General features: G+C 36.4%; 20 protein-coding genes and 2 tRNA genes. 10 read left to right on the plus strand and 12 right to left on the minus strand.

Annotation, left to right across the window (positions count from 1 at the left end; genetic code table 11):
• Window positions 1-7: 7 nt before the first annotated feature.
• The gene (locus ACN1CD_RS14020; protein ID WP_419131011.1) at window positions 8-475 is read right to left on the minus strand and encodes a hypothetical protein; all 468 of its coding nucleotides are present in this window, start codon (window positions 473-475) and stop codon (window positions 8-10) included.
• A 252-nt stretch (window positions 476-727) separates the two neighbouring features.
• The gene (locus ACN1CD_RS14025) at window positions 728-1,210 is read right to left on the minus strand and encodes a GNAT family N-acetyltransferase (RefSeq protein WP_419131012.1); all 483 of its coding nucleotides are present in this window, start codon (window positions 1,208-1,210) and stop codon (window positions 728-730) included.
• A 99-nt stretch (window positions 1,211-1,309) separates the two neighbouring features.
• Between ACN1CD_RS14025 and ACN1CD_RS14030 the strand changes: the two genes are divergently transcribed.
• Both ACN1CD_RS14030 and ACN1CD_RS14035 read left to right on the plus strand, forming a co-directional pair.
• Window positions 1,310-1,699 carry a hypothetical protein gene (locus tag ACN1CD_RS14030; protein ID WP_419131013.1) on the plus strand — a complete coding sequence of 130 codons (390 nt, stop codon included), beginning with the start codon at window positions 1,310-1,312 and terminating at the stop codon, window positions 1,697-1,699.
• Between the two features lie 71 nt (window positions 1,700-1,770).
• Entirely contained in the window at window positions 1,771-2,373 is a 603-nt protein-coding gene (locus ACN1CD_RS14035) for a hypothetical protein (RefSeq protein ID WP_419131014.1), read from the plus strand.
• Between the two features lie 133 nt (window positions 2,374-2,506).
• On the opposite strand, the gene ACN1CD_RS14040 is transcribed toward ACN1CD_RS14035, so the two are convergent.
• The 3 genes from ACN1CD_RS14040 to ACN1CD_RS14050 form a co-directional block, all read right to left on the minus strand.
• Complete coding sequence (locus tag ACN1CD_RS14040) at window positions 2,507-4,093, minus strand: S41 family peptidase (protein ID WP_419131015.1); 1,587 nt, start codon at window positions 4,091-4,093, stop codon at window positions 2,507-2,509.
• Between the two features lie 457 nt (window positions 4,094-4,550).
• Window positions 4,551-4,623, minus strand: a tRNA-Phe gene (locus tag ACN1CD_RS14045).
• Window positions 4,624-4,745: 122 nt separating this feature from the next.
• A tRNA-Phe gene (locus ACN1CD_RS14050) sits at window positions 4,746-4,818 on the minus strand.
• 229 nt (window positions 4,819-5,047) lie between these two features.
• Between ACN1CD_RS14050 and ACN1CD_RS14055 the strand changes: the two genes are divergently transcribed.
• Complete coding sequence (locus ACN1CD_RS14055) at window positions 5,048-6,343, plus strand: 4Fe-4S dicluster domain-containing protein (protein ID WP_419131016.1); 1,296 nt, start codon at window positions 5,048-5,050, stop codon at window positions 6,341-6,343.
• 100 nt (window positions 6,344-6,443) lie between these two features.
• Window positions 6,444-7,232, plus strand: coding sequence for a (Fe-S)-binding protein (locus ACN1CD_RS14060; RefSeq protein WP_419131017.1), 789 nt, complete (start codon window positions 6,444-6,446; stop codon window positions 7,230-7,232).
• A 49-nt stretch (window positions 7,233-7,281) separates the two neighbouring features.
• Here ACN1CD_RS14060 and ACN1CD_RS14065 read toward each other — a convergent pair whose 3' ends face one another.
• Entirely contained in the window at window positions 7,282-7,764 is a 483-nt protein-coding gene (locus ACN1CD_RS14065) for a hypothetical protein (RefSeq protein ID WP_419131018.1), read from the minus strand.
• 51 nt (window positions 7,765-7,815) lie between these two features.
• Here ACN1CD_RS14065 and ACN1CD_RS14070 point away from each other — a divergent pair, with 51 nt between their 5' ends.
• Together ACN1CD_RS14070 and ACN1CD_RS14075 are read left to right on the plus strand one after the other, a co-directional pair.
• Window positions 7,816-8,295, plus strand: a complete 480-nt coding sequence (locus ACN1CD_RS14070) for an ABC transporter ATPase (RefSeq protein ID WP_419131145.1) — start codon at window positions 7,816-7,818, stop codon at window positions 8,293-8,295.
• Window positions 8,296-8,404: 109 nt separating this feature from the next.
• Window positions 8,405-10,825 carry an AsmA-like C-terminal region-containing protein gene (locus ACN1CD_RS14075; RefSeq protein WP_419131019.1) on the plus strand — a complete coding sequence of 807 codons (2,421 nt, stop codon included), beginning with the start codon at window positions 8,405-8,407 and terminating at the stop codon, window positions 10,823-10,825.
• Between the two features lie 282 nt (window positions 10,826-11,107).
• Here the strand turns inward: ACN1CD_RS14075 and mtgA are convergent, their stop codons facing one another.
• Window positions 11,108-11,827 carry a monofunctional biosynthetic peptidoglycan transglycosylase gene (gene mtgA / locus ACN1CD_RS14080; RefSeq protein WP_419131020.1) on the minus strand — a complete coding sequence of 240 codons (720 nt, stop codon included), beginning with the start codon at window positions 11,825-11,827 and terminating at the stop codon, window positions 11,108-11,110.
• 101 nt (window positions 11,828-11,928) lie between these two features.
• Between mtgA and ACN1CD_RS14085 the strand changes: the two genes are divergently transcribed.
• Window positions 11,929-12,711 (plus strand): 3-keto-disaccharide hydrolase, encoded by a 783-nt coding sequence (locus ACN1CD_RS14085; RefSeq protein ID WP_419131021.1) that lies wholly within the window; start codon window positions 11,929-11,931, stop codon window positions 12,709-12,711.
• A gap of 42 nt (window positions 12,712-12,753) precedes the next feature.
• Window positions 12,754-13,452, plus strand: coding sequence for an SDR family oxidoreductase (locus tag ACN1CD_RS14090; RefSeq protein WP_419131022.1), 699 nt, complete (start codon window positions 12,754-12,756; stop codon window positions 13,450-13,452).
• A gap of 484 nt (window positions 13,453-13,936) precedes the next feature.
• Here the strand turns inward: ACN1CD_RS14090 and rplI are convergent, their stop codons facing one another.
• From rplI to ACN1CD_RS14110, 4 genes are all read right to left on the minus strand, one after another.
• Window positions 13,937-14,380, minus strand: coding sequence for a 50S ribosomal protein L9 (gene rplI / locus ACN1CD_RS14095; protein WP_320464278.1), 444 nt, complete (start codon window positions 14,378-14,380; stop codon window positions 13,937-13,939).
• Between the two features lie 12 nt (window positions 14,381-14,392).
• Complete coding sequence (gene rpsR / locus ACN1CD_RS14100; RefSeq protein ID WP_010599582.1) at window positions 14,393-14,656, minus strand: 30S ribosomal protein S18; 264 nt, start codon at window positions 14,654-14,656, stop codon at window positions 14,393-14,395.
• Window positions 14,656-15,012: a 30S ribosomal protein S6 gene (gene rpsF, locus ACN1CD_RS14105; RefSeq protein WP_320464279.1), complete on the minus strand. Its 357-nt coding sequence runs from the start codon at window positions 15,010-15,012 to the stop codon at window positions 14,656-14,658. Before rpsF ends, rpsR begins: the two co-directional genes overlap by 1 nt.
• Window positions 15,013-15,422: 410 nt before the next feature.
• A complete protein-coding gene (locus ACN1CD_RS14110) occupies window positions 15,423-16,016 on the minus strand; it encodes a hypothetical protein (protein WP_419131023.1) in 594 nt (197 codons plus the stop codon).
• Between the two features lie 175 nt (window positions 16,017-16,191).
• On the opposite strand from ACN1CD_RS14110, the gene ACN1CD_RS14115 reads away from it, so the two are divergent.
• Together ACN1CD_RS14115 and ACN1CD_RS14120 are read left to right on the plus strand one after the other, a co-directional pair.
• Window positions 16,192-17,064: an AraC family transcriptional regulator gene (locus ACN1CD_RS14115; protein WP_419131024.1), complete on the plus strand. Its 873-nt coding sequence runs from the start codon at window positions 16,192-16,194 to the stop codon at window positions 17,062-17,064.
• A gap of 230 nt (window positions 17,065-17,294) precedes the next feature.
• Window positions 17,295-19,085: a DNA polymerase III subunit gamma/tau gene (locus ACN1CD_RS14120; protein ID WP_419131025.1), complete on the plus strand. Its 1,791-nt coding sequence runs from the start codon at window positions 17,295-17,297 to the stop codon at window positions 19,083-19,085.
• 60 nt (window positions 19,086-19,145) lie between these two features.
• Here the strand turns inward: ACN1CD_RS14120 and ACN1CD_RS14125 are convergent, their stop codons facing one another.
• Complete coding sequence (locus ACN1CD_RS14125; protein WP_419131026.1) at window positions 19,146-19,553, minus strand: hypothetical protein; 408 nt, start codon at window positions 19,551-19,553, stop codon at window positions 19,146-19,148.
• Between the last annotated feature and the right edge of the window lie 77 nt (window positions 19,554-19,630).

A 19,630-nucleotide genomic window follows, 5' to 3' on the forward strand; every position in this document is an offset into this window, starting at 1 on the left:
GTTGTTTTTAAATTAAAAGTGATTTTAAATCAGCAGGTGAATAATTAATCGACTTTAAAGTCTTGTCATCCGCTTTTCTAAAAACTAAAAACAATCCGTCAATTTCTTTATAATATGATTCAGTCTGATCTTTATCAAAATAGTGTTTAATGGTTAATTCGGCCTCTTCCACTGTTTTACAAGCTTTACTCATGTTGGAACGATGAACTTCATCAAACAAAGTTTTAAACTTCCCACCCAAGCCAAATTCATGGATGGCACCTGCTAAAACATATTGCAAATCACACAAGGCATCCGCCACTTCAACTAAATCATCGTTCTCTACAGCTTCCTCTAATTCTTTCAACTCCTCAGCCAAAAGTGCAATTCTCAAATTTGCCCTTTGCTTTGATGGAATAACTGGTGAATCCAGAATTGGATGTTTAAAAGTAGTGTGAAATTCGGCAACCTGATTAAGTGAATTTGTTTCCTGCATGGTTTGTTGGTTTAATCTTTACGGCAGCAAAAGTAAAAAAAACGACTTGATTTAAAGTCACAAATTATAAACATCGCCATGCGATACCTAAGCAATTTATCTGCGTTCTCTAATCACCTAGAAATAGAAATCATTTTAATTGCTTTCATTATTAAAGCCAGGAAACTGTATTCTCTATTAAATTTTGTTATTCCAATGCCTTAAAAAATTATTCCAACAGCTTGATTTATGTAGATGGTTAGCTTTGGACAATTATAAAACCAATAACATCCAAACATTGCAGGCGAAATGTCCGGAATTACCCAAAGGAGCCGAAAGCTTTTTAAATCCAGCTTTCTCATACATGCCAATCGCTGTTGTTAATTCAGGGAAAGACTCCAGATAAATCTGATTATAACCAAATTGCTGAGCAGACTCAATACTTTTTTGCATCAGCATTTTACCAACTCCTTTACCCCTTGCTGATGAAGCAGTATAAAGTTTAACCAGTTCTACGCAACCATCTGGCAAGCCTGATGTTGGATAGATTCCGCAACCACCGATAATTTTACCCTCTTCTTCTGCAATCCAATAAGCAGATTGTTCGGTTTCAAAAACCTCGGATAGGTGATCAGTTGTCGGATCAGTATAAACAGTGCCTGGCTTATCAATTTTGAACTCCCTTAATATCGTTCTGATTAACTCAGCAAGCTCCTGATTATCCTGCTCTTGTATTTCTCTGTAAGTGATGGCCATAGCGTCTTTTTTGCCAAAGTTATCAATCAGCAATTAAGCATTGAAGAAAAATTGAAACAAAATGCAGTTGAATTCATTTAATAAAGAAAAGATAATACCATGGAAAACGAAAATGATAAAATAGCAAACGAAAATACGAATGAGCAACCAAAACCAACTGATGATGTTCAAATGGATATCGAAACGGTAGTTCCATCGGCACACCAGGCTGAAGTTACACCTGGCGATGCTGAAACTCCTGATGAGGTTAAAGAAGATCAGTCAACCGATGAACCAAAAGAAGGGGAAGGAAAAAAGGTAACAGAGGGAGAAGAAAGTGTCGATAAACCAGCTACAACTGATGATCAATCTGGAACAGAAGAAGAACCATCGCCAGGAGAAACCACTCCGAAAGAAGAGGAAGAAACAAGCAATGCAGAAAACACGGGTGATGATGATACCGCAGATTCGAACAATGAACATAATGGGATTGAAACAGTAACCCCATAGTCATTATGCTAATTTTTGTTAAAGCATGATTGCTGCTGAAATAGTTTTACTAAATTACCGTTATGATTAACATGAAAAACACACTATGGCTTTGCCTCTTTACCATTACCGTATTTAGTTGCGGTATAAACAGGCAGGCACAGCAGATCAAAGCGCTGGAGGATTGCACCTATAAGATTACTGGCGTTAAGCAGGTGTCGATTGCTGGAACAGATATTAAACAATTAATGGAGCAGCAAACTTTTAGCTTAACCAGCCTTCCTGGAGTTGCACTCGGCTTGTTGAGAAAAGATATCCCGTTAAGGGCAAACCTGAACCTGGAGATCACCAATCCATCAAATAATTTAGCGGCAATCAATCAATTCGAATATAAAATTTTGGTAAACAATACTGATTTAGCACAAGGAATTGTGAACCAGAATGTTAGTATCGCCCAGGGACAAACGGTTACTGTTCCGGTTCAATTGGTGAGCAATATCTATGGACTGGTATCAAATGGGAATGTTTTTAATGACATCGTTAAAGCCGCCCAAAGGGGATCTTCATCTAAAGAAGAAAAACTCGGACTTTTAACTATTAAAATCAAACCTACTTTTATGCTCGGTAATACGCCTGTAAAATATCCTGGTTACATTACGATCAATAAGGATATCAGCAGTAAAATTCTATTATAATTATTGCAAAATAGAATCCTAAAGTATTAAAGCTTATAATCAAAAAGGCGATTTTCATGATGAAAATCGCCTTTTTGGTTTTTATTAGTCGTTGTAGTTTGAAAGATAATTCACAATTAATCTGGTAATACCTTTATTTAAATTTTTTGCGGGGTGTAAGCAGCATACCCTGGAAACTATTTTGATCAAGACTGGAAGCCACCTGCTTAAGTTCTATTGATGACAAGCGCTCTGGCATCACGGTTGATGAAGCTTTTAAGCTTGCTGTTTTTGCGGCAGTGGTTACAAAGCTTCCGGTTCTGGCATATAAAAGTGCATAACTTAATAAGGTTTCAGTTTCATCGCCCCATGCCTTGGTTAAATCTTCGTAAGCTTCTTTATCAACTGTTAAGCCACTATAATAACCACCAACGCTTGCCTGGTTCTTTGTTTCAAATTCCGGAACATACATATCTATTTTATCAATCCTGATTGGGAAAAAACCAACAGGTTTACCATAAGTTGTTTCGCCGATCAGTTTTACATCCATCACTGGTTTTAAACTATTGATCACTAATTCACTTGCTGATGCAGTAGATCCGGTTACAATGAAATAAATTCTGGAGAGCGACAAAGATCCTGACTTAACAAAGCGTTCGATATTATCCGTAGATGCTACTGAAAAGTCTAAATCGGCATAGGTGGCAAATTTACCGTTTACCCCTGTGGTAAAAGGTTGCGTTTTATTATCAGCATCTAATAATGGCTGATGATACAATACAGATGCTTTTCTTTGCGCTGTGGTTAAATTTTGAAGAAAGCTATTATAATGGGTAGTGTACATAACATTCCCATTTTGGGCCTGTGGAGCGGCAAGATTAATCATGTTAGTTGCTGTGGAAACAAAGCCACCGCCATTATATCTTAAATCGACTATAAGTTCTGTTACCCCTTGCGTTGCAAAATTTGAAAATACAGTTCTTAATGCTGTGGTTACATTATTTGTAAAACTGTTAAAAACTAAATAACCTACCTTCTTCGATCCCACAGTATACACATTTGTGAAAAATATTGGATTCTCTGTATAGGTTGCCGAAGTGATAGTAACAGTTTTAGTAACATTATCTAAGCCAACAAAAGTAAGTGCAACCGATGGATTAGCACCAAAAATTGCATCGTTTAAAAAGTTGATGGTCGCGTTACTATAAGTTAGATTGGTTCGCCCATTGATGCTGGTGATTCTACAACCCCGGGTTAAACCCTGAAGACTGGCCGGAGAATTAGGATAAACATATTTAACCCTTAGATCTGTAGTTGATTGATAGTTTAAAGAAAAACCGTAATCATTTGCGGTTCCATTAATATCAGCCTTTAAGGCAGCCACTTTCCCTGATCCTGTAACCTCTTCGAAAAAAGAATACTTTGGATTGGTAGAGCCGTTTACGTATTCATATGGTCTTCCTGTAGATGGATCTGAAGAATACTGAGTCAATGCATACAGTTCTGCTTCATTAGAACTAAAACTCCGCGGTTTGAATGCATCATAAGTTGGCAAGGAAGTATTCCAATAGTAAAGCTCCTTTGTATACAGAAAAATAGAATCTTTTGTGAGTTCATCTCTACTTGCGGTGGCTACAACTGGTGGTTGTTCAGGAGCTGGACTATCCTTTTTACAAGCCATAAATAAGCCAATACTTAAAAGCATAAATACTGTTAAGTAGCTGTATTTGTTATATTTCATAGTTATTTTTAACGTGGATCTTTTATTGATATACGAGGATAGACTACTATAAGTTGCCTGATATCTACATTTAATTTATCAACGAACTAAATTTATTCCAAATTATTGTAACAAGGCTGTGGAGTATCGATAAAAAATAGTTTTCCATCGATTAAATTACTTTCAACTGAGAATCAAATTAATCGTGAATCTAAACTAATCCTGATACATATCAACCTGAGTAATTAGTATATTCTTTTAAATGAATAAGTTAATACTTGTAAATCAGACGAATAGACTTTATTAATCAAGCCGAATTAAGGTACTATACTTAGGTGTATTAGGTGGTAAAATGGCTGGTGAGCCACCACACCATAGATTCTTTGAATGCGAATACAATTGAAAAAACACTAAATCGTCACCCCATTTTAGCACCTGAAACTAAAAAAGCCTCTCATTTCTGAAAGGCTTTTAAGAGTGGTGCCTGCTGGAATCGAACCAGCGACACAAGGATTTTCAGTCCTTTGCTCTACCGACTGAGCTAAGGCACCCCGTTTTTGAGTTTGCAAAACTAGCATTTTTTTCCAAATACAAAAGCATTTGAAAATTTATCCCCTAACAATTCCACTGAAGGAAATTAAAAAGCCTCACATTTCTGTAAGGCTTTAGGTTGTGGTGCCTGCTGGAATCGAACCAGCGACACAAGGATTTTCAGTCCTTTGCTCTACCGACTGAGCTAAGGCACCAACCGTTTGGGATTGCAAATGTAGCGTTCTTTTTTCAAAAGCAAAACTTTTTTTCAATTATTTCAGTCGACTGCTGATTATCAATTAATTAAATTTTAATTGGCAAAAAAACACCTTCAAAACTAGCTTAGAATCAATACAAACAACTATAATTCGATATTTTTTTATGCATGCATAGTAATTTATTTAGATTAATATCCTATTTTAGCATAAAACAATCTAATATTGCATGGTGGCTCAGATCATTTTTCTAGTAATAACACTTGCAGCAATTGTGCTGTTTGCCTTCAACTCGCGAAAGATTATTCGCAATATTCGTTTAGGAAGACCTGTCGACAGGAGTGATCAGCCTCAAAAACGCTTAATAACTATGCTTAGAGTGGCATTTGGTCAATCTAAAATGGTGGTTCGCCCAATCCCGGCCTTTCTTCACTTCTTCGTTTACATCGGCTTTGTCATTATCAACATCGAAGTAGTCGAAATTATGATCGACGGACTTTTCGGAACTCACCGGATTTTCCATGGTCTTGGCGGACTTTACGATTTCCTAATTGCATCTTTCGAAATACTTGCACTAACCGTATGGGTTGCTTGTGTAATCTTTTTTATCCGTAGAAATGTATTAAAATTAAAGCGCTTCAGCGGAGTAGAAATGACGTCCTGGCCAAAATCTGATGCCAATTATATCTTAATTACCGAAATCTTATTGATGAAAGCTTTTTTAATGATGAATGCTGCAGATCTGAAATTACAGGTTTTGGGCGCAACACATTACATCACGGCTGGTGCATTTCCAATCAGTCAATACCTGATTAACCTTTTGCCTTCTTCTGAAAGTGCTTTGGTAGCCATAGAAAGAGGTTGCTGGTGGTTTCATATTATCGGTATCCTGGCCTTTTTAAACTACCTTCCTTATTCGAAACATTTTCACATCCTTTTTGCTTTTCCAAATACGTATTTTTCAAATCTGGAACCTAAGGGAGGGTTTACCAATATGGCTTCGGTAACCAATGAAGTTAAAGCCATGCTCGATCCTTCTTTTGTTCCTGCAGAAGCTGAACCAGGAAAGTTCGGCGCAAAGGATGCGACAGATTTATCCTGGGTGAATTTGATGAATGCCTATACCTGTACCGAGTGCGGACGGTGTACAGATTCTTGCCCGGCAAACATTACGGGTAAATTATTATCGCCAAGAAAAATTATGATGGATACCCGTGATCGAATTACTGAAATTGGGAAAAACATCGATAAAAATGGCGCTGAACATCAGGATGGGAAGTCATTACTAGACGATTATATTACCAGAGAAGAAATCTGGGCCTGTACCAGTTGTAATGCCTGCGTGCAAGCTTGCCCGGTAAATATAGATCCGCTTCAAATTATTATGGAACTTCGGAGGTTCGCCGTAATGGAAGAATCGCAAGCCCCCGGAAGCATAAACACCATGCTAGGCAATATCGAAAATAATCAGGCACCATGGAAATATTCTCCTGCTGATCGTTTTAATTGGGCAAATGAAAGTTAGTTTGGAGTTAAGAGTTTGGAGTTTGAAAAAATAAATTGTTAATAACCTCCAGTCTTGATACTTGACACTAAAATCTTGATACTAAATACTAGCTAAAAAAATGGAATTTAAAGTACCTACAATGGCCGAGTTAATGGCCGCAGGTGAAGAGCCAGAAATATTATTTTGGGTAGGATGTGCCGGAAGTTACGATGAGAGGGCGCAAAAAATTACCCGCGACATTTGCAAAATTTTGCATCATGTTGGTATTAAGTATGCCGTTTTGGGTACAGAAGAAAGTTGCACCGGAGATCCGGCTAAACGTGCCGGTAATGAGTTTCTTTTCCAAATGCAGGCCATGACCAATATCGAAGTCTTGAATGCCTATAACATTAAAAAAATCGTTACGGGTTGTCCGCATTGTTTCAATACCATTAAAAATGAATACCCAGGCTTGGGCGGATCTTACGAAGTGATTCACCATACGCAGTTGATTCAGGATTTGATCAATGATGGAAAACTAAAAGCAGAAGGCGGCGAAAGCTTTAAAGGTAAAAAAATCACGTTTCATGACCCATGTTATTTAGGTCGCGGAAATGGCGTTTATGAGGCTCCTCGAAAAGCATTAGAGGTGTTAGATGCTCAACTGGTGGAAATGAAACGCTGTAAAAGCAATGGATTATGCTGCGGTGCTGGTGGCGCACAAATGTTTAAAGAACCAGAAAAAGGCAAAAAAGATGTTAACGTAGAACGCATCGAAGAAGCATTGGAAACTAATCCTCAGGTAATTGCAGCAGGTTGTCCGTTCTGTATGACCATGTTAAGCGATGGGATCAAGCTAAAAGATAAAGAACAAGAAGTGAAGGTATTGGATATTGCAGAAATTACTGCGAGAGCGAATGGTCTATAAAAATAACCTCGCAGGTTTTAAAAACCTGCGAGGTATAAATCTCAAATATCTAAGGTGTAATTACAGCAGGTAAACCGCAAATCTTCGTCAGGTTCTCCCGGATCGAATTGAGATCTTCAGCCTCCATATTTTTAACAGGAATTACCACTTCCGTCGCCATCGAATCCACATCTCCTCCCCTATCCTTATAGGTTTGTACAATCACATCATCACCCTTGGTACGTAAGTATAATTTGCCGGCAGTCGTATTCCCTAAATAATCCATATCTTTAAATTTCGCCAACTTGAACGCGAAATACTCTGTTTTTCCGTTATTAAAATATCGCTTATACCTACAAAAGCCATTGTTAGTAATATTAAGCTCGTAACGTTTAATTTGCTTAACTTCCTGACTGCTGTCGTAATGATCGGTAAATGATTTCTGCAAAAAACCAACGTATTGTTCTATTGATTCTGGATCTGAAAAAGCGCATAGAAATACTGCTGTAGCCGAAAGCAGTGATGTTTTCAAGCACAATGTAAACTTTTTCATATGGAAATGATTTTAGGGCAAACCAATTTAATTAAAATTATAAATTTGTATATGAGTTTTTCTCCACAATCTAGAGTCTGGATCTACCAAAGCGACCGTAAATTCACGGCAAACGAAGAAACAGAAATATTATATAAGTTATCTGCTTTCACTAACCAGTGGAAAGCACATGGCAATGAACTGCTGGCAAAAGCCGAGATTCGTTATGGCTATTTTATTATATTAACAGTGGATGAAAGTCAGGCTGGGGTAACCGGTTGCTCAATAGACAGTTCGGTTAGGCTCATCAAAGAAATAGAACAAGCTTTTCATGTAGATCTATTTAACCGTTTTAATATTGCATACAAAGTTGAAGAGGAAGTGAAGGTTCAGGGTAAAGAGGATTTTGAAACCCTTGTAAACATTAAACAGGTAACAGCAGATACAATTGTTTTCAATAATATGGTTCAAAATCTCCAAGAGCTAAATACCAAGTGGGAAGTGCCGTTCCGCGATAGCTGGCATTCTTCAGTTTTTGCGCACCTCTTGTAAACTTTTCTTGAGTCAGCCTCAAGTAACACTGTTTTGATCATGTTTTTTATGATCCTTTTAAAACAATTGCGCCATAAAATATATTGTATCAATAAATCAAATAATATCTATGAAGCGCTGGCTCAAGATCACCTTAAGTATACTTTCTGCACTTGTAATTCTGGTTATTTTAACCTGGCTTGCAGGCGCTTTTTATATTAGCCGCAATAAGAAAGAAATCCTGTCTACAATTCTTGCCCAACTTAATAAAAACTTAAATGGTGAGATTACTGCTGGTAGCATGGAGCCCACGCTTTTAAAAAGTTTTCCTGGCGTTTCCGTTTCTTTGAATGATGTTTTGTTAAGAGATAGCTTATGGGCGCAGCATAAACACAATCTGCTCAAAGCAAAAGATATCAATGTTTCTTTAAACATACTTTCGCTCATAGTTGGGAACGTAAACATCAACAGAATTGCAATTAACGATGCTGCAGTCTATATCTACACCGATTCTACCGGATATAGCAATACCAGTATATTTAAAAGCAAACCAAAAAAAGAAGAAACAAAATCATCTCCAAAATCATCAGCACTAGAGGTAAAGAAAATCGATTTCAACAGATTGAGTTTAATCCTTGATAATCAGAAGCGATTTAAGCTCTTTAATTTTAATATTGATCAGATTCAGGGCAGAATGCAATACCCGGATAGCGGCTGGACAGGAAAGATCAAACTTAAAACACTTGTTAATAATTTTGCATTTAATACCAGAAAAGGTAGTTTCTTAAAAGGAAAAACATTAGATGGTACTTTATCAGCGCATTACAGCAGAGATCTTGATGCCGTGATTTTGGATCCCGAAAACCTGAATATTGGTGGCCATCCTTTCAAAATTGGTGCAAAGATTGATCTTGATAAATTTGCCTTTGCCATTACCATCGCAGTAGATCAGATTTTATTTAAAGAGGTAGCCTTGCTCCTTTCGCCTAATATTTCTTCCAAGCTTTTGAAATTCGGCATCGAAAACCCAGTTGACATCCGTGGAAATATCATTGATGATGGTTCAGGGAAATATGGCGATCCTTTAATAAAAGTTGGTATTAAGGTCCGCGATAATATCCTTTCTATTCCTGCCGGAAAATTAACTGAAGCTAATTTTGATGGTTCATTTACCAATCAGGATACTGTTGGAGGCATTATTGGCGATGAAAATTCCTCAATAAAACTTCATCGGTTAACAGCGAAGTATTTTAATGCGCCAATTAAGATCGACACCTTTACCGTAAATAACTTAGCAAGACCTATTGCAACAGGTCTGGTTACTTCAAAATTCCCATTAACAAACCTTAATAATTCTTTGGGTACACAAGATTTCGATTTTAAAGATGGAACAGCCGACTTGAGACTATATTGCCAGGCAGATATTGATAACTTCATTTTCACTAAACCAATTGTTTCTGGAGCCATTAAAATTGCAAATGCAGATATTACGTACTTGCCACGAAAACTTCACCTGGTAAAAAGCGCACTGAATATCAATTTCAATCAGAACGACCTTTCCATTCAGAATGGTCATTTCCAACTCGGAAAAAGTGAATTAAATGTAAGTTGTAGTATCGCTAATTTTGCCAACCTCTATTATTCTGATCCCGAGAAGATTCTGGTTAATCTTAAAATGCATAGTCCACAGCTTTACTTAAATGAGTTTTTACCATTTTTAGGACCAAGAAGTACTAAGAAGAAAGCATCGTCTGGTAACTCAATGAAAACAGCATCGCGAGAATTAAGTAACGTGCTGGAAGTTTCCAAAATGAATATTAACCTCACAGTTGGGAAGGCGATTTATAATAAGTTTTTAGCAAAAAATCTTGCAGCAGACATTTCACTCCGCGGGGAAGGTATATTTTTTAATAAGTTTAGTGTAGAGCATGCCGGCGGCTTAATTGGTATGAATGGAAGTATTATTCAACAGCCAGGCTCAAATACTTTTAAAATGAGTTCGAAAATTAGCCATGTAAGTGTTAAAGATTTCTTTTATTCCTTTGATAACTTTGGACAGAATACAATCACCAATAAAAATTTAAAAGGCTACTTGTCATCATTGGTTAACATATCAGGAAAAATATCTCATGCAGGGAAGGTTATTCCACGTTCCATCAATGGCAAAGTGGTGTTTAATTTAAATAATGCGGCATTGGTAAACTTCGAACCAATGGTTAAAGTAGGCAACTTTGCGTTTGCCAATAGAAATTTATCCAATGTTGAGATTAAGAAGCTAAATGGTACACTTACCGTTCGTGGCGATAAGATAGAAATCAGTCCGATGCAGATCAATTCAAGTGCGATGAATTTTAATATTAAAGGAATTTATGCCTTAGGCACTGGTACCGATATTGAGATGGATATTCCTTTGAGAAACCCGAAAGGAGACGAAAATCTGACTAAGGCAGAGAAGCGCCAAGCCAGGATGAAAGGTATTGTGCTTCACCTGAAAGCAATTGATGACGATAAAGGTGGAATCAAAATCAGGTGGAATAAGGATCATGATTAGAAAATCGGGAATCATTAGTCCGAAGTCGGGAGTCTCCCTCAATAGTTAATAGCAAAAGGCTAGAATGTTGATTTTGAATTAAATACTGAAAAGCTGTATAAAAATTATAATTTATCAACTTACGAAATTTCAAAAGGCTGTGCGCTGAAGAATTTCGTAAGTTTTGATGATAATACCACAAACTTTCGAAGTATCCCCCCCCAAGGCCACCTAAACTTCGCAAGTCGATCTTCATTCATGAAATTTAGACAGTTTCTTAGGCTTTATATTTAGGACTAAACACTAAAAATCCAACGGCCCTAATCTGTTCATATTTCTTAAAATGAGATACTGGCGATGGCGAATATAAGGTGTTGCATTTTTTGGTGTCCATCGTCTTGGGTTGGGAAAACATGCTGCGATCAGGGCAGCCTGCCTTTTCGTTAGCTTCACACATGATTTACCATAATATTCCTGAGCGGCGGCTTCTGCACCGTAAATGCCATCACCCATTTCGATGACGTTGAGATAAACTTCCAGAATTCGTTCTTTACTCCAGAATATTTCGATCAGCAAAGTAAAGTAAGCTTCAAAACCTTTTCTAATCCACGATCTTCCCGGCCAAAGAAACACGTTTTTAGCCGTTTGCTGAGAAATCGTACTTCCACCTTTTACTTTTTTACCTTTAGCATTACTGGCAAATGCTTTTTCAATCGCCTTCATATCGAAGCCAATGTGTTTAAGAAACAGCTGATCTTCCGCAGAAACGGCAGCACGTTTCATATTGTTAGACATATCTTCGAAATCAACCCATTTTTTTTCTGTTTTGAAGGTTTTGCCATCAGCCTTGCGCTCAATGTTGCGAAGTGCCATCAAAAGTGTTAGAGGTGGATTGATGAAACGATAGGCAACTACCCAAATCACAGAAACCAATAAAAAATACAGGAAAATCTTACTTGCACTATAAATAATTTTCTTAAACAATGGATTCCCAGATTTTGATTGAGGTCGTTTTTTAGCCATGGCACAAAGGTATAAGAAATAAATTTTGTTTCTATAATCAAACGCCTGCAAAGGATATAAACACTTGTTGCCTTTTTCGTATTTTGCACTAAAACATCAGCATGAAGAAATTAGCCTATCTTATTTTATCAACCGCACTACTTGGATGCACTACAAACCTGAAAAATGTTCCGAATAAAAATGAATGGACTTCCTTGTTTAATGGGAAAGATATAAAAGATTGGAATGTTAAAATCCATCACCATGAATACAATGAAAATTACGGCAATACCTTTCGGGTGGAAGATGGAATGATCAGGGTTAATTATGAAAATTATGGTGACTTTAATGATCAGTTTGGCCACCTTTATTACAAAACCCCGTTTTCCAGTTATCACCTGAAATTAAAATACCGCTTTGTTGGCAAATTGCAAAAAGGTGCACCCAGTTATACCTTAAGAAATAGTGGTGTAATGTTTCACAGTCAAGACCCCGCTACCATGCCTAAAGAACAAGATTGGCCAATCTCAATAGAAATGCAATTTCTTGGGGGTTTAAGTGATGAGAAACCTCGCCCTACAGGTAATATGTGTTCACCCGGGACTGAAATCTTTTACCAGGGAAAGCTATATCCAGACCATTGTCTTGATTCTAAATCAAAAACGTATGATGGCGACCAATGGGTTTCTGCAGAACTAATAGTGATGGGAGATTCTGTGATCAAACACATCATTAATGGCGATACAGTTTTGCAATACAGCAAACCACAAATTGGCGGCGGTGTGGCAAATGGATATGATCCAACAATTAAAATAGACGGAAAAGCACTTAAAAGTGGCTTTATTGCTTTACAAAGTGAAGGTCAGCCTGTTGATTTCAAAGAAATTTTTATTAAAAAACTTTAGATCACTGAATAAACATTTTATAGTTGAATACGTTTATAACATATGAAAGTAGCATTAATTACAGGAGGAAGCAAAGGGATTGGATTTGGGATAGCCGAATCACTCTTAAAAAGTGGCTATAAAGTAGCAATTACCAGCAGAACGATAGACAGTGCAAACCAGGCAGCATCGCAATTGGTTGAGCATGGAGATGTTTTAGCCATTGAGGCTGATGTTAAAAATTTTGAGTCGCAACAGAGCGCAGTAAATTTAATCATTGAAAAATGGGGCCAGCTTGATATCTTAATTGCAAATGCCGGTGTAGGCGCATTTGCACCAATAGATGAAATAGAAGTTGAACAATGGAATGATATTATTGATACTAATTTAACTGGTGTTTTTTATAGTATTAAGGCAAGTGTAGAACAAATCAAGAAGAACCAAGGTTACATTTTTACCATTTCGAGTTTAGCAGGAACCAATTTTTTTGCAGGCGGTTCTGCTTACAACGCGAGCAAGTTCGGTTTAACAGGATTTACACAATCTGTAATGTTAGATTTGAGAAAGTATGGTGTGAAGGTAAGTACTATTATGCCGGGTTCTGTTGCTAGTCATTTCAATGATCATAGCCCGGATCCTGAAAACGATGCCTGGAAAATCCAGCCAGAAGATATGGGTAAACTGATTGTCGATTTATTAGCTATGCCAGCAAGAACATTACCTAGCAAAATTGAAATAAGACCAACTACGCCGAAAGGATAATCGGGAATGTAAAATGGAAAAGGGATAATGGAATTTACATTCCATTATCCCTTTTCCATTTTACATCATATAATTTATTGAATTCATAATTTCCAGTAGCAACATTCCTGATTTTATCACGAATAGTCAATAAACTGCCTTGACTTTATTACAACAATTTAAGCAAACACCCCTGACTTTGTTACAAATAGAGAAAATCATGGCGTTTAAAAGATCAGTTTATAGATATAGCTGATCATCATTTTGCCATCAGGGTATATGGAGGAATGTTCAAATTAGAAAAAACAAATACACCAACAGGAAAGCCTCATCTATTATTAAATCTGCCTTAACTATTTGGGAACTCGTTTAGAAGCATACACAGCATGGCTAACGGCGCAACAACTATAATTCATTCTAATTACGATAGACTAATCATCAAAAATTTAAATATAAAAAAAGTCCCGATTTGCATCGGGACTTTCAATATCTAAATAAAGAATGCTTATTCAGCGATTACTTCGAAAGGAACCTGAACTTTCACTTCTTTGTGTAAGTTTAAGTTAGCAACATATTCGCCAACAAATTTAGGTTCAGTTTCGAAAGTAATACGACGACGATCTACATCAAAACCTTGTGCTTTTAATGCTTCAGCAATTTGGATAGTGTTAACTGCTCCAAAGATTTTTCCGCTTTCGCCAGCTTTAGCACCAATAGAAAGTTTAACAGCAGTTAAACGCTCAGCGATACCTTCAGCATCTTTCTTAATTTTATCTTGTTTAAAAGCAGCTTGCTTTAAGTTTTCTGCCAATACTTTTTTAGCAGAAATTGTAGCTAATGCTCCAAATCCTTGAGGGATTAAATAGTTACGACCATAACCTGGTTTTACGTTAACTACATCATCTTTCTCACCAAGGCCTTTAATATCTTGTTTTAAAATAATTTCCATATCTCTAGCCTCCTATTTTAATTGATCTGCAACGAAAGGTAACAAACCGATGTGACGGGCACGTTTAACTGCCTGAGCTACTTTACGTTGGAATTTTAACGAAGTACCCGTTAAACGGCGTGGTAATAATTTACCTTGATCGTTAATAAATTTCAACAAAAAGTTTGCATCCTTGTAATCGATGTATTTAATTCCGTTTTTCTTGAAACGGCAATATTTTTTACGGTTATCCTCTACTTTAGGGGCGGTTACGTATTGAATTTGTTCTCTTGCCATTACGCTGCAACCTCCTTAGTTTTTTTGTTAAAAGCACCACTACGCTTTTTCTCATTGTAAGCAATAGCGTGTTTGTCTAAACGGATAGTTAAGAAACGTAACACACGCTCATCGCGTTTTAATTGAAGCTCTAATTTTGCGATCAAATCACCTGAAGCTTTGTATTCAGTTAAGTTGAAGAATCCATTTGATTTTTTCTCAATTGGATACGCTAATTTTCTCAAACCCCAATTATCCTCTTGGATAATTTCGGCATCGTTATCAGTAAGAACTGCTTTAAATTTAGCTAATGCCTCTTTTGCAGCCTCTTCAGATAACAATGGGGTTAGAACGATAACAGTTTCGTACTGATTCATTGTTATAAATTATGTTTTAATTTTTTAATCCCGAGGTATATTACGGGGATGCAAAAGTAACAATATATTTCTTAAAATCAAAGCTTTAATTGAAAAAGACTAGAGGGAAAGAACAAAGATTAAAGAGCAAGGAACAAAGACTAAAGCGGAAAGCTTAAAGAGCAAGGAATAAAGAGCAAAGATTAAGGAGTAAGGATGAAAGACTAAAGCGGAAAGCTTAAAGAGTAATTAATAAAGATAAAAGAACAAAGACTAAAGAGTATAATGTGAAGTTTAAAGTATTGAGCACAATTTCGGGTAAGAATGCTCAACAGCTCTTTGGTGATAAAAAACAAATAACACAAATACATGTAAAATAAAAAAGAGATCACCATAACGGTAATCTCTTCATCAATTAGCAATATTTAACCTTAATATAATTCTATCGTTTTAGAAAATTGTTTCCCTTTAACGTTAACCACAAATGTTAATGATTGAGAATCAGTTTTACTGATATTAAACTTTCGCTGTAATACTGACTTATTTTTGAAAACTTCTGTATAAACACTATCATTATATTCGTTCATCACTTGAACTTCGATAGGGTTACCTTCTTCATTTTCTACTTTTAAAATGATGAAGTCTCCATCTTTTTTAATTAACGGATGAAAAAGATCTAAGAATACTGGCTCAGAAACTGTTGCTTTACCGTTCTCAATAACTACCTTATAATTGGCAAGTTTAGTATCTGATTCAATTTTAATTGTATATTTCCCTTCAGGTAAGGCATTTATATCATAAAGTTTACTTGAAGCGGCTTTTGCCTGGATATTTTCCTGGAATAAAACTTCATTATTACTTCCTATGAAAGATAAATTAACATTTTCATTCCCTTCGATAGAAAAACGAAGAAACTTTTCATTTTCACCTTTAACTTTTAAGGTAAAATCACCATCTTTTGCGAAAGTGGTAGTTGCAGTTAAAAATAATGCTGCGATTAGGCCGATTTGTAAGAACTTTTTCATAATTAAATAGCTTTATGAGTGAACAATTAATTTATGAAGTAAAATTACACTGCTTTAAACAGCTAAAAAGAGAGCATATTCACCAATATCTATGCAATATTAACCCTTGCCTTTATTTTTTACCACTTCAACATCAATACAGCATATTTTATCGCTATTTTTGTTTATAATAATTATGAAAACTTTAAAACCAAGCTTTGAAGTTGTAGAACCATCCTTCGGAAGTTCTTTCTATTATTCCAAATACGTGGAAAACGAGAATAATAAGGCACACTTATGGCATTATCATCCGGAAATAGAAATGGTTTTCGTAAACGGTGGTGCCGGAAAGCGGCAGATTGGAAGTCATGTTTCTTATTATACTGATGGTGATTTGATACTCATTGGGAGCAACCTGCCCCATTGCGGCTTTACCGATACCCACACCGGAAATAAAAACGAGACCGTGATCCAGATGAAACCAGATTTTTTAGGAGGCGGGTTCATGACACTTCAGGAGGCCAAATGGATTGGTGAACTATTTGATAAAGCCAAAGGAGGAATTGCTTTCGGCGAGCAAACCAAGAAAGAAGTAGGTAGACTGATTGAAGATATGGAGTTTCAACAACCTTTTAATAAGTTGCTAACCCTACTCGGTGTGCTTAAAGCATTAGAAGCAACGAAAGACTTTAAGATTTTAAATGCTTCCGGGTTTTCTATAGAAACACAAATTCAGGATAACGATCGGATTAATATGATCTTTAATTATGTGAAAGATCATTTTCAGGAACAAATCAGCCTGGAAGATATTGCAGAAATGTCTGCCATGACGGTTCCCTCCTTTTGCAGATACTTTAAAAAAATAACCAAAAAAACTTTTACCCGCTTTGTAAATGAATACCGCGTGGTTCATGCTTCTAAGCTTTTATCAGAAAAACACATGGGCATTACAGCCATATCTTATGAAAGTGGCTTTAATAACTTCAGTCATTTCAATAAAATCTTCCATGAGTTTACAGGAAAAAGTGCATCTGAATACAGAAATGAATTGAAATCGATTATTAAGTAAGGGAGTATATTAGTAGCAAGTATTGAGTAGTAAGAATCAAGTAGTAAGATTAACTTTCCAAGTCTAATGTTTCAAATCCAGCTTCTCAAATCGAATATCTTGTATCAGCTTTACGAAAACTCAGTTTCCAGCTTACTGTACACCAGCTCTTCACTAACCAACATCCCTACTTTTCAACATTCCTAATATTTCAACCCTGCAACATCTAAATTTTTCCTATTTTCGTGCCGATGGAAAATTTTATAGTTTCTGCCCGTAAATATCGTCCGGCCACGTTTGAAACCGTAGTTGGGCAACAGCATATTACAGGTACTCTAAAAAATGCCATTAAAAACAACCAGCTCGCCCAGGCATTTTTATTCTGCGGTCCAAGAGGTGTTGGTAAAACAACCTGTGCACGTATTCTGGCTAAAACCATCAACTGTACCAATCCTACAGCCGAAATGGAAGCCTGCGGAACGTGTGACAATTGTTTATCTTTTCAAAACGGACATTCGTTTAACGTTCACGAATTAGATGCGGCATCAAATAACTCTGTTGATGATATCCGTAGTTTAATTGAGCAGGTTCGTATCCCGCCACAAGCCGGTAGATATAAAATCTATATTATTGATGAGGTTCACATGTTATCTCAAAGTGCATTTAATGCCTTTTTGAAAACACTAGAGGAACCACCTTCTTATGCGATCTTCATTTTAGCCACGACAGAGAAACATAAAATCCTACCGACGATTTTATCCCGTTGTCAGATTTTTGATTTCAACCGCATTCAGGTAGAAGACATTTCCAATCACCTGGCTACAATTGCGCAGCGCGAAAATATTGCTTTCGAATCAGACGGATTACACATAATTGCCCAAAAGGCAGACGGAGGATTACGTGATGCACTTTCGATGTTCGATCAGATTGCGAGTTATGCAAACAAGAACATCACTTACAAGGCGGTAATTGATAACCTGAACATTTTAGATTACGATTATTTCTTCAAACTTACCTCTTATTTAACTGCAGCAGAAGTAAGTCAGACTTTGCTCCTTTTTGATGAGATCTTGAACAATGGTTTCGATGGGAACAACTTCATTAATGGTTTGGCAACGCATTTCCGCAATCTATTGGTAGGTAAAGATGCCGCAACAATAAAGTTGTTAGAAGTTAGTGAAAATATAAAACAGAAATACTTAGATCAATGCAAACAAACCGAGTTATCGTTCTTGTTAACCGCGTTGAATTTAGCAAACACTTGCGATTTAAATTATAAGAATTCTAAAAATCAGCGTTTACAGGTAGAATTGGCATTGATTAAAATGTGTCATATTCGATCGGTCGTCCAATTAGCCCAACAGCCTTTAAACCCTAGTAACACAGCAACTGACCAAGATCAGGATAAAAAAAAAACTGATGTCGTAGCCGGAAAAGCTGAAAGCGTAAAGATTAAAGTTGAAAGCCAAAACCCGCCGCCAAAAACTAAAACACTGTCTTTACCCACTGTAGAAGAGAAACCAAAAACAATTCCTTCCTCTTCAGCAAATTCGATAAGTATTAACATTCCGAAAAAAAATATTGGTACATTAATTCCCTCATTAAATGATTTAGAACGTCTTGCTAGCGGTGAGGAAGAAAGTGGTCCGAAGAAGGCTACAGGAGAAGCTCGGGAACCCTTCACCTATGATCAATTACTCGAAATCTGGAATAAATACATTCAAATTATAAAGAATGCAGACAAAATTAATTTGTTTACTATTCTAAATAACTTTACACCGCAGCTGATTAGCCCGGTATTAATTGAAATTTCTGTGGAAAGCAAAACTCAGGAACAATTTGTAGTTCAGGAATCTGTTGAATTAATGAATTATCTGAGAAATCAATTACAAAATTTTGCAGTAGACATCACCTTTAAACTTGTTGAACGAAAAATTGAAAACAGGCTTTATGGAAACCGAGAAAAATATGATTATCTGGTAACCAAAAATCCAAAACTTGACGAGTTGCGCAAACGATTTAATTTAGATATTAATCCTTAATCATTTTACAATTTTCAGTTGACAATATAACATCGCCAACTGAAAACTATGGATTGCAAACTATTTTTCTGGTGCGTCATTAACCGGATAACCTTCTTCATCTAAATCATCACGATCATCTTCAGGTGTGCGAGCTAAAATTTCATCTTCAGTGTTTAGTTTCACACTCTCGCCATTGTCTACATGCATACCTAATTCTTCTAAATTATCTTCTGCAATATCTTCGTTGCTGGCGTATTCATCACCAACATAAGGGTTTGCCTCGTCGTAGGTAGAATCATCATCTTTTGCACCAGCAGCTACAGTTTCATAACCCATTGGATGGTCATAATCCTCATCGTCTCCTTTTACATCCAATTCATAACTCTGTTTAACTTCGTCGAATGACAAATTTTCCTTATTGATTTCACCGTTTTCGGTAGTGCTGTGTATTTTATCTTGTGATCCTTTATTTTCGTTATCTGCCATGATGGTATCTCCTATTTTATTTCTAATAATAACAACTGGTTTGGCAGATGGTTTTTGAGAGATTATGCTTTTTAAAA

The sequence above is a fragment of the Pedobacter sp. N23S346 genome, from assembly GCF_048515415.1.
GTDB lineage: Bacteria > Bacteroidota > Bacteroidia > Sphingobacteriales > Sphingobacteriaceae > Pedobacter.

Coding starts and splice junctions, on each gene's coding strand:
- ACN1CD_RS14020 (WP_419131011.1), bottom strand. CDS start 475: ATGCAGGAAACAAATTCACTTAATCAGGTTGCCGAATTTCACACTACT.
- ACN1CD_RS14025 (WP_419131012.1), bottom strand. CDS start 1,210: ATGGCCATCACTTACAGAGAAATACAAGAGCAGGATAATCAGGAGCTT.
- ACN1CD_RS14030 (WP_419131013.1), top strand. CDS start 1,310: ATGGAAAACGAAAATGATAAAATAGCAAACGAAAATACGAATGAGCAA.
- ACN1CD_RS14035 (WP_419131014.1), top strand. CDS start 1,771: ATGAAAAACACACTATGGCTTTGCCTCTTTACCATTACCGTATTTAGT.
- ACN1CD_RS14040 (WP_419131015.1), bottom strand. CDS start 4,093: ATGAAATATAACAAATACAGCTACTTAACAGTATTTATGCTTTTAAGT.
- ACN1CD_RS14055 (WP_419131016.1), top strand. CDS start 5,048: ATGGTGGCTCAGATCATTTTTCTAGTAATAACACTTGCAGCAATTGTG.
- ACN1CD_RS14060 (WP_419131017.1), top strand. CDS start 6,444: ATGGAATTTAAAGTACCTACAATGGCCGAGTTAATGGCCGCAGGTGAA.
- ACN1CD_RS14065 (WP_419131018.1), bottom strand. CDS start 7,764: ATGAAAAAGTTTACATTGTGCTTGAAAACATCACTGCTTTCGGCTACA.
- ACN1CD_RS14070 (WP_419131145.1), top strand. CDS start 7,816: ATGAGTTTTTCTCCACAATCTAGAGTCTGGATCTACCAAAGCGACCGT.
- ACN1CD_RS14075 (WP_419131019.1), top strand. CDS start 8,405: ATGAAGCGCTGGCTCAAGATCACCTTAAGTATACTTTCTGCACTTGTA.
- mtgA (WP_419131020.1), bottom strand. CDS start 11,827: ATGGCTAAAAAACGACCTCAATCAAAATCTGGGAATCCATTGTTTAAG.
- ACN1CD_RS14085 (WP_419131021.1), top strand. CDS start 11,929: ATGAAGAAATTAGCCTATCTTATTTTATCAACCGCACTACTTGGATGC.
- ACN1CD_RS14090 (WP_419131022.1), top strand. CDS start 12,754: ATGAAAGTAGCATTAATTACAGGAGGAAGCAAAGGGATTGGATTTGGG.
- rplI (WP_320464278.1), bottom strand. CDS start 14,380: ATGGAAATTATTTTAAAACAAGATATTAAAGGCCTTGGTGAGAAAGAT.
- rpsR (WP_010599582.1), bottom strand. CDS start 14,656: ATGGCAAGAGAACAAATTCAATACGTAACCGCCCCTAAAGTAGAGGAT.
- rpsF (WP_320464279.1), bottom strand. CDS start 15,012: ATGAATCAGTACGAAACTGTTATCGTTCTAACCCCATTGTTATCTGAA.
- ACN1CD_RS14110 (WP_419131023.1), bottom strand. CDS start 16,016: ATGAAAAAGTTCTTACAAATCGGCCTAATCGCAGCATTATTTTTAACT.
- ACN1CD_RS14115 (WP_419131024.1), top strand. CDS start 16,192: ATGAAAACTTTAAAACCAAGCTTTGAAGTTGTAGAACCATCCTTCGGA.
- ACN1CD_RS14120 (WP_419131025.1), top strand. CDS start 17,295: ATGGAAAATTTTATAGTTTCTGCCCGTAAATATCGTCCGGCCACGTTT.
- ACN1CD_RS14125 (WP_419131026.1), bottom strand. CDS start 19,553: ATGGCAGATAACGAAAATAAAGGATCACAAGATAAAATACACAGCACT.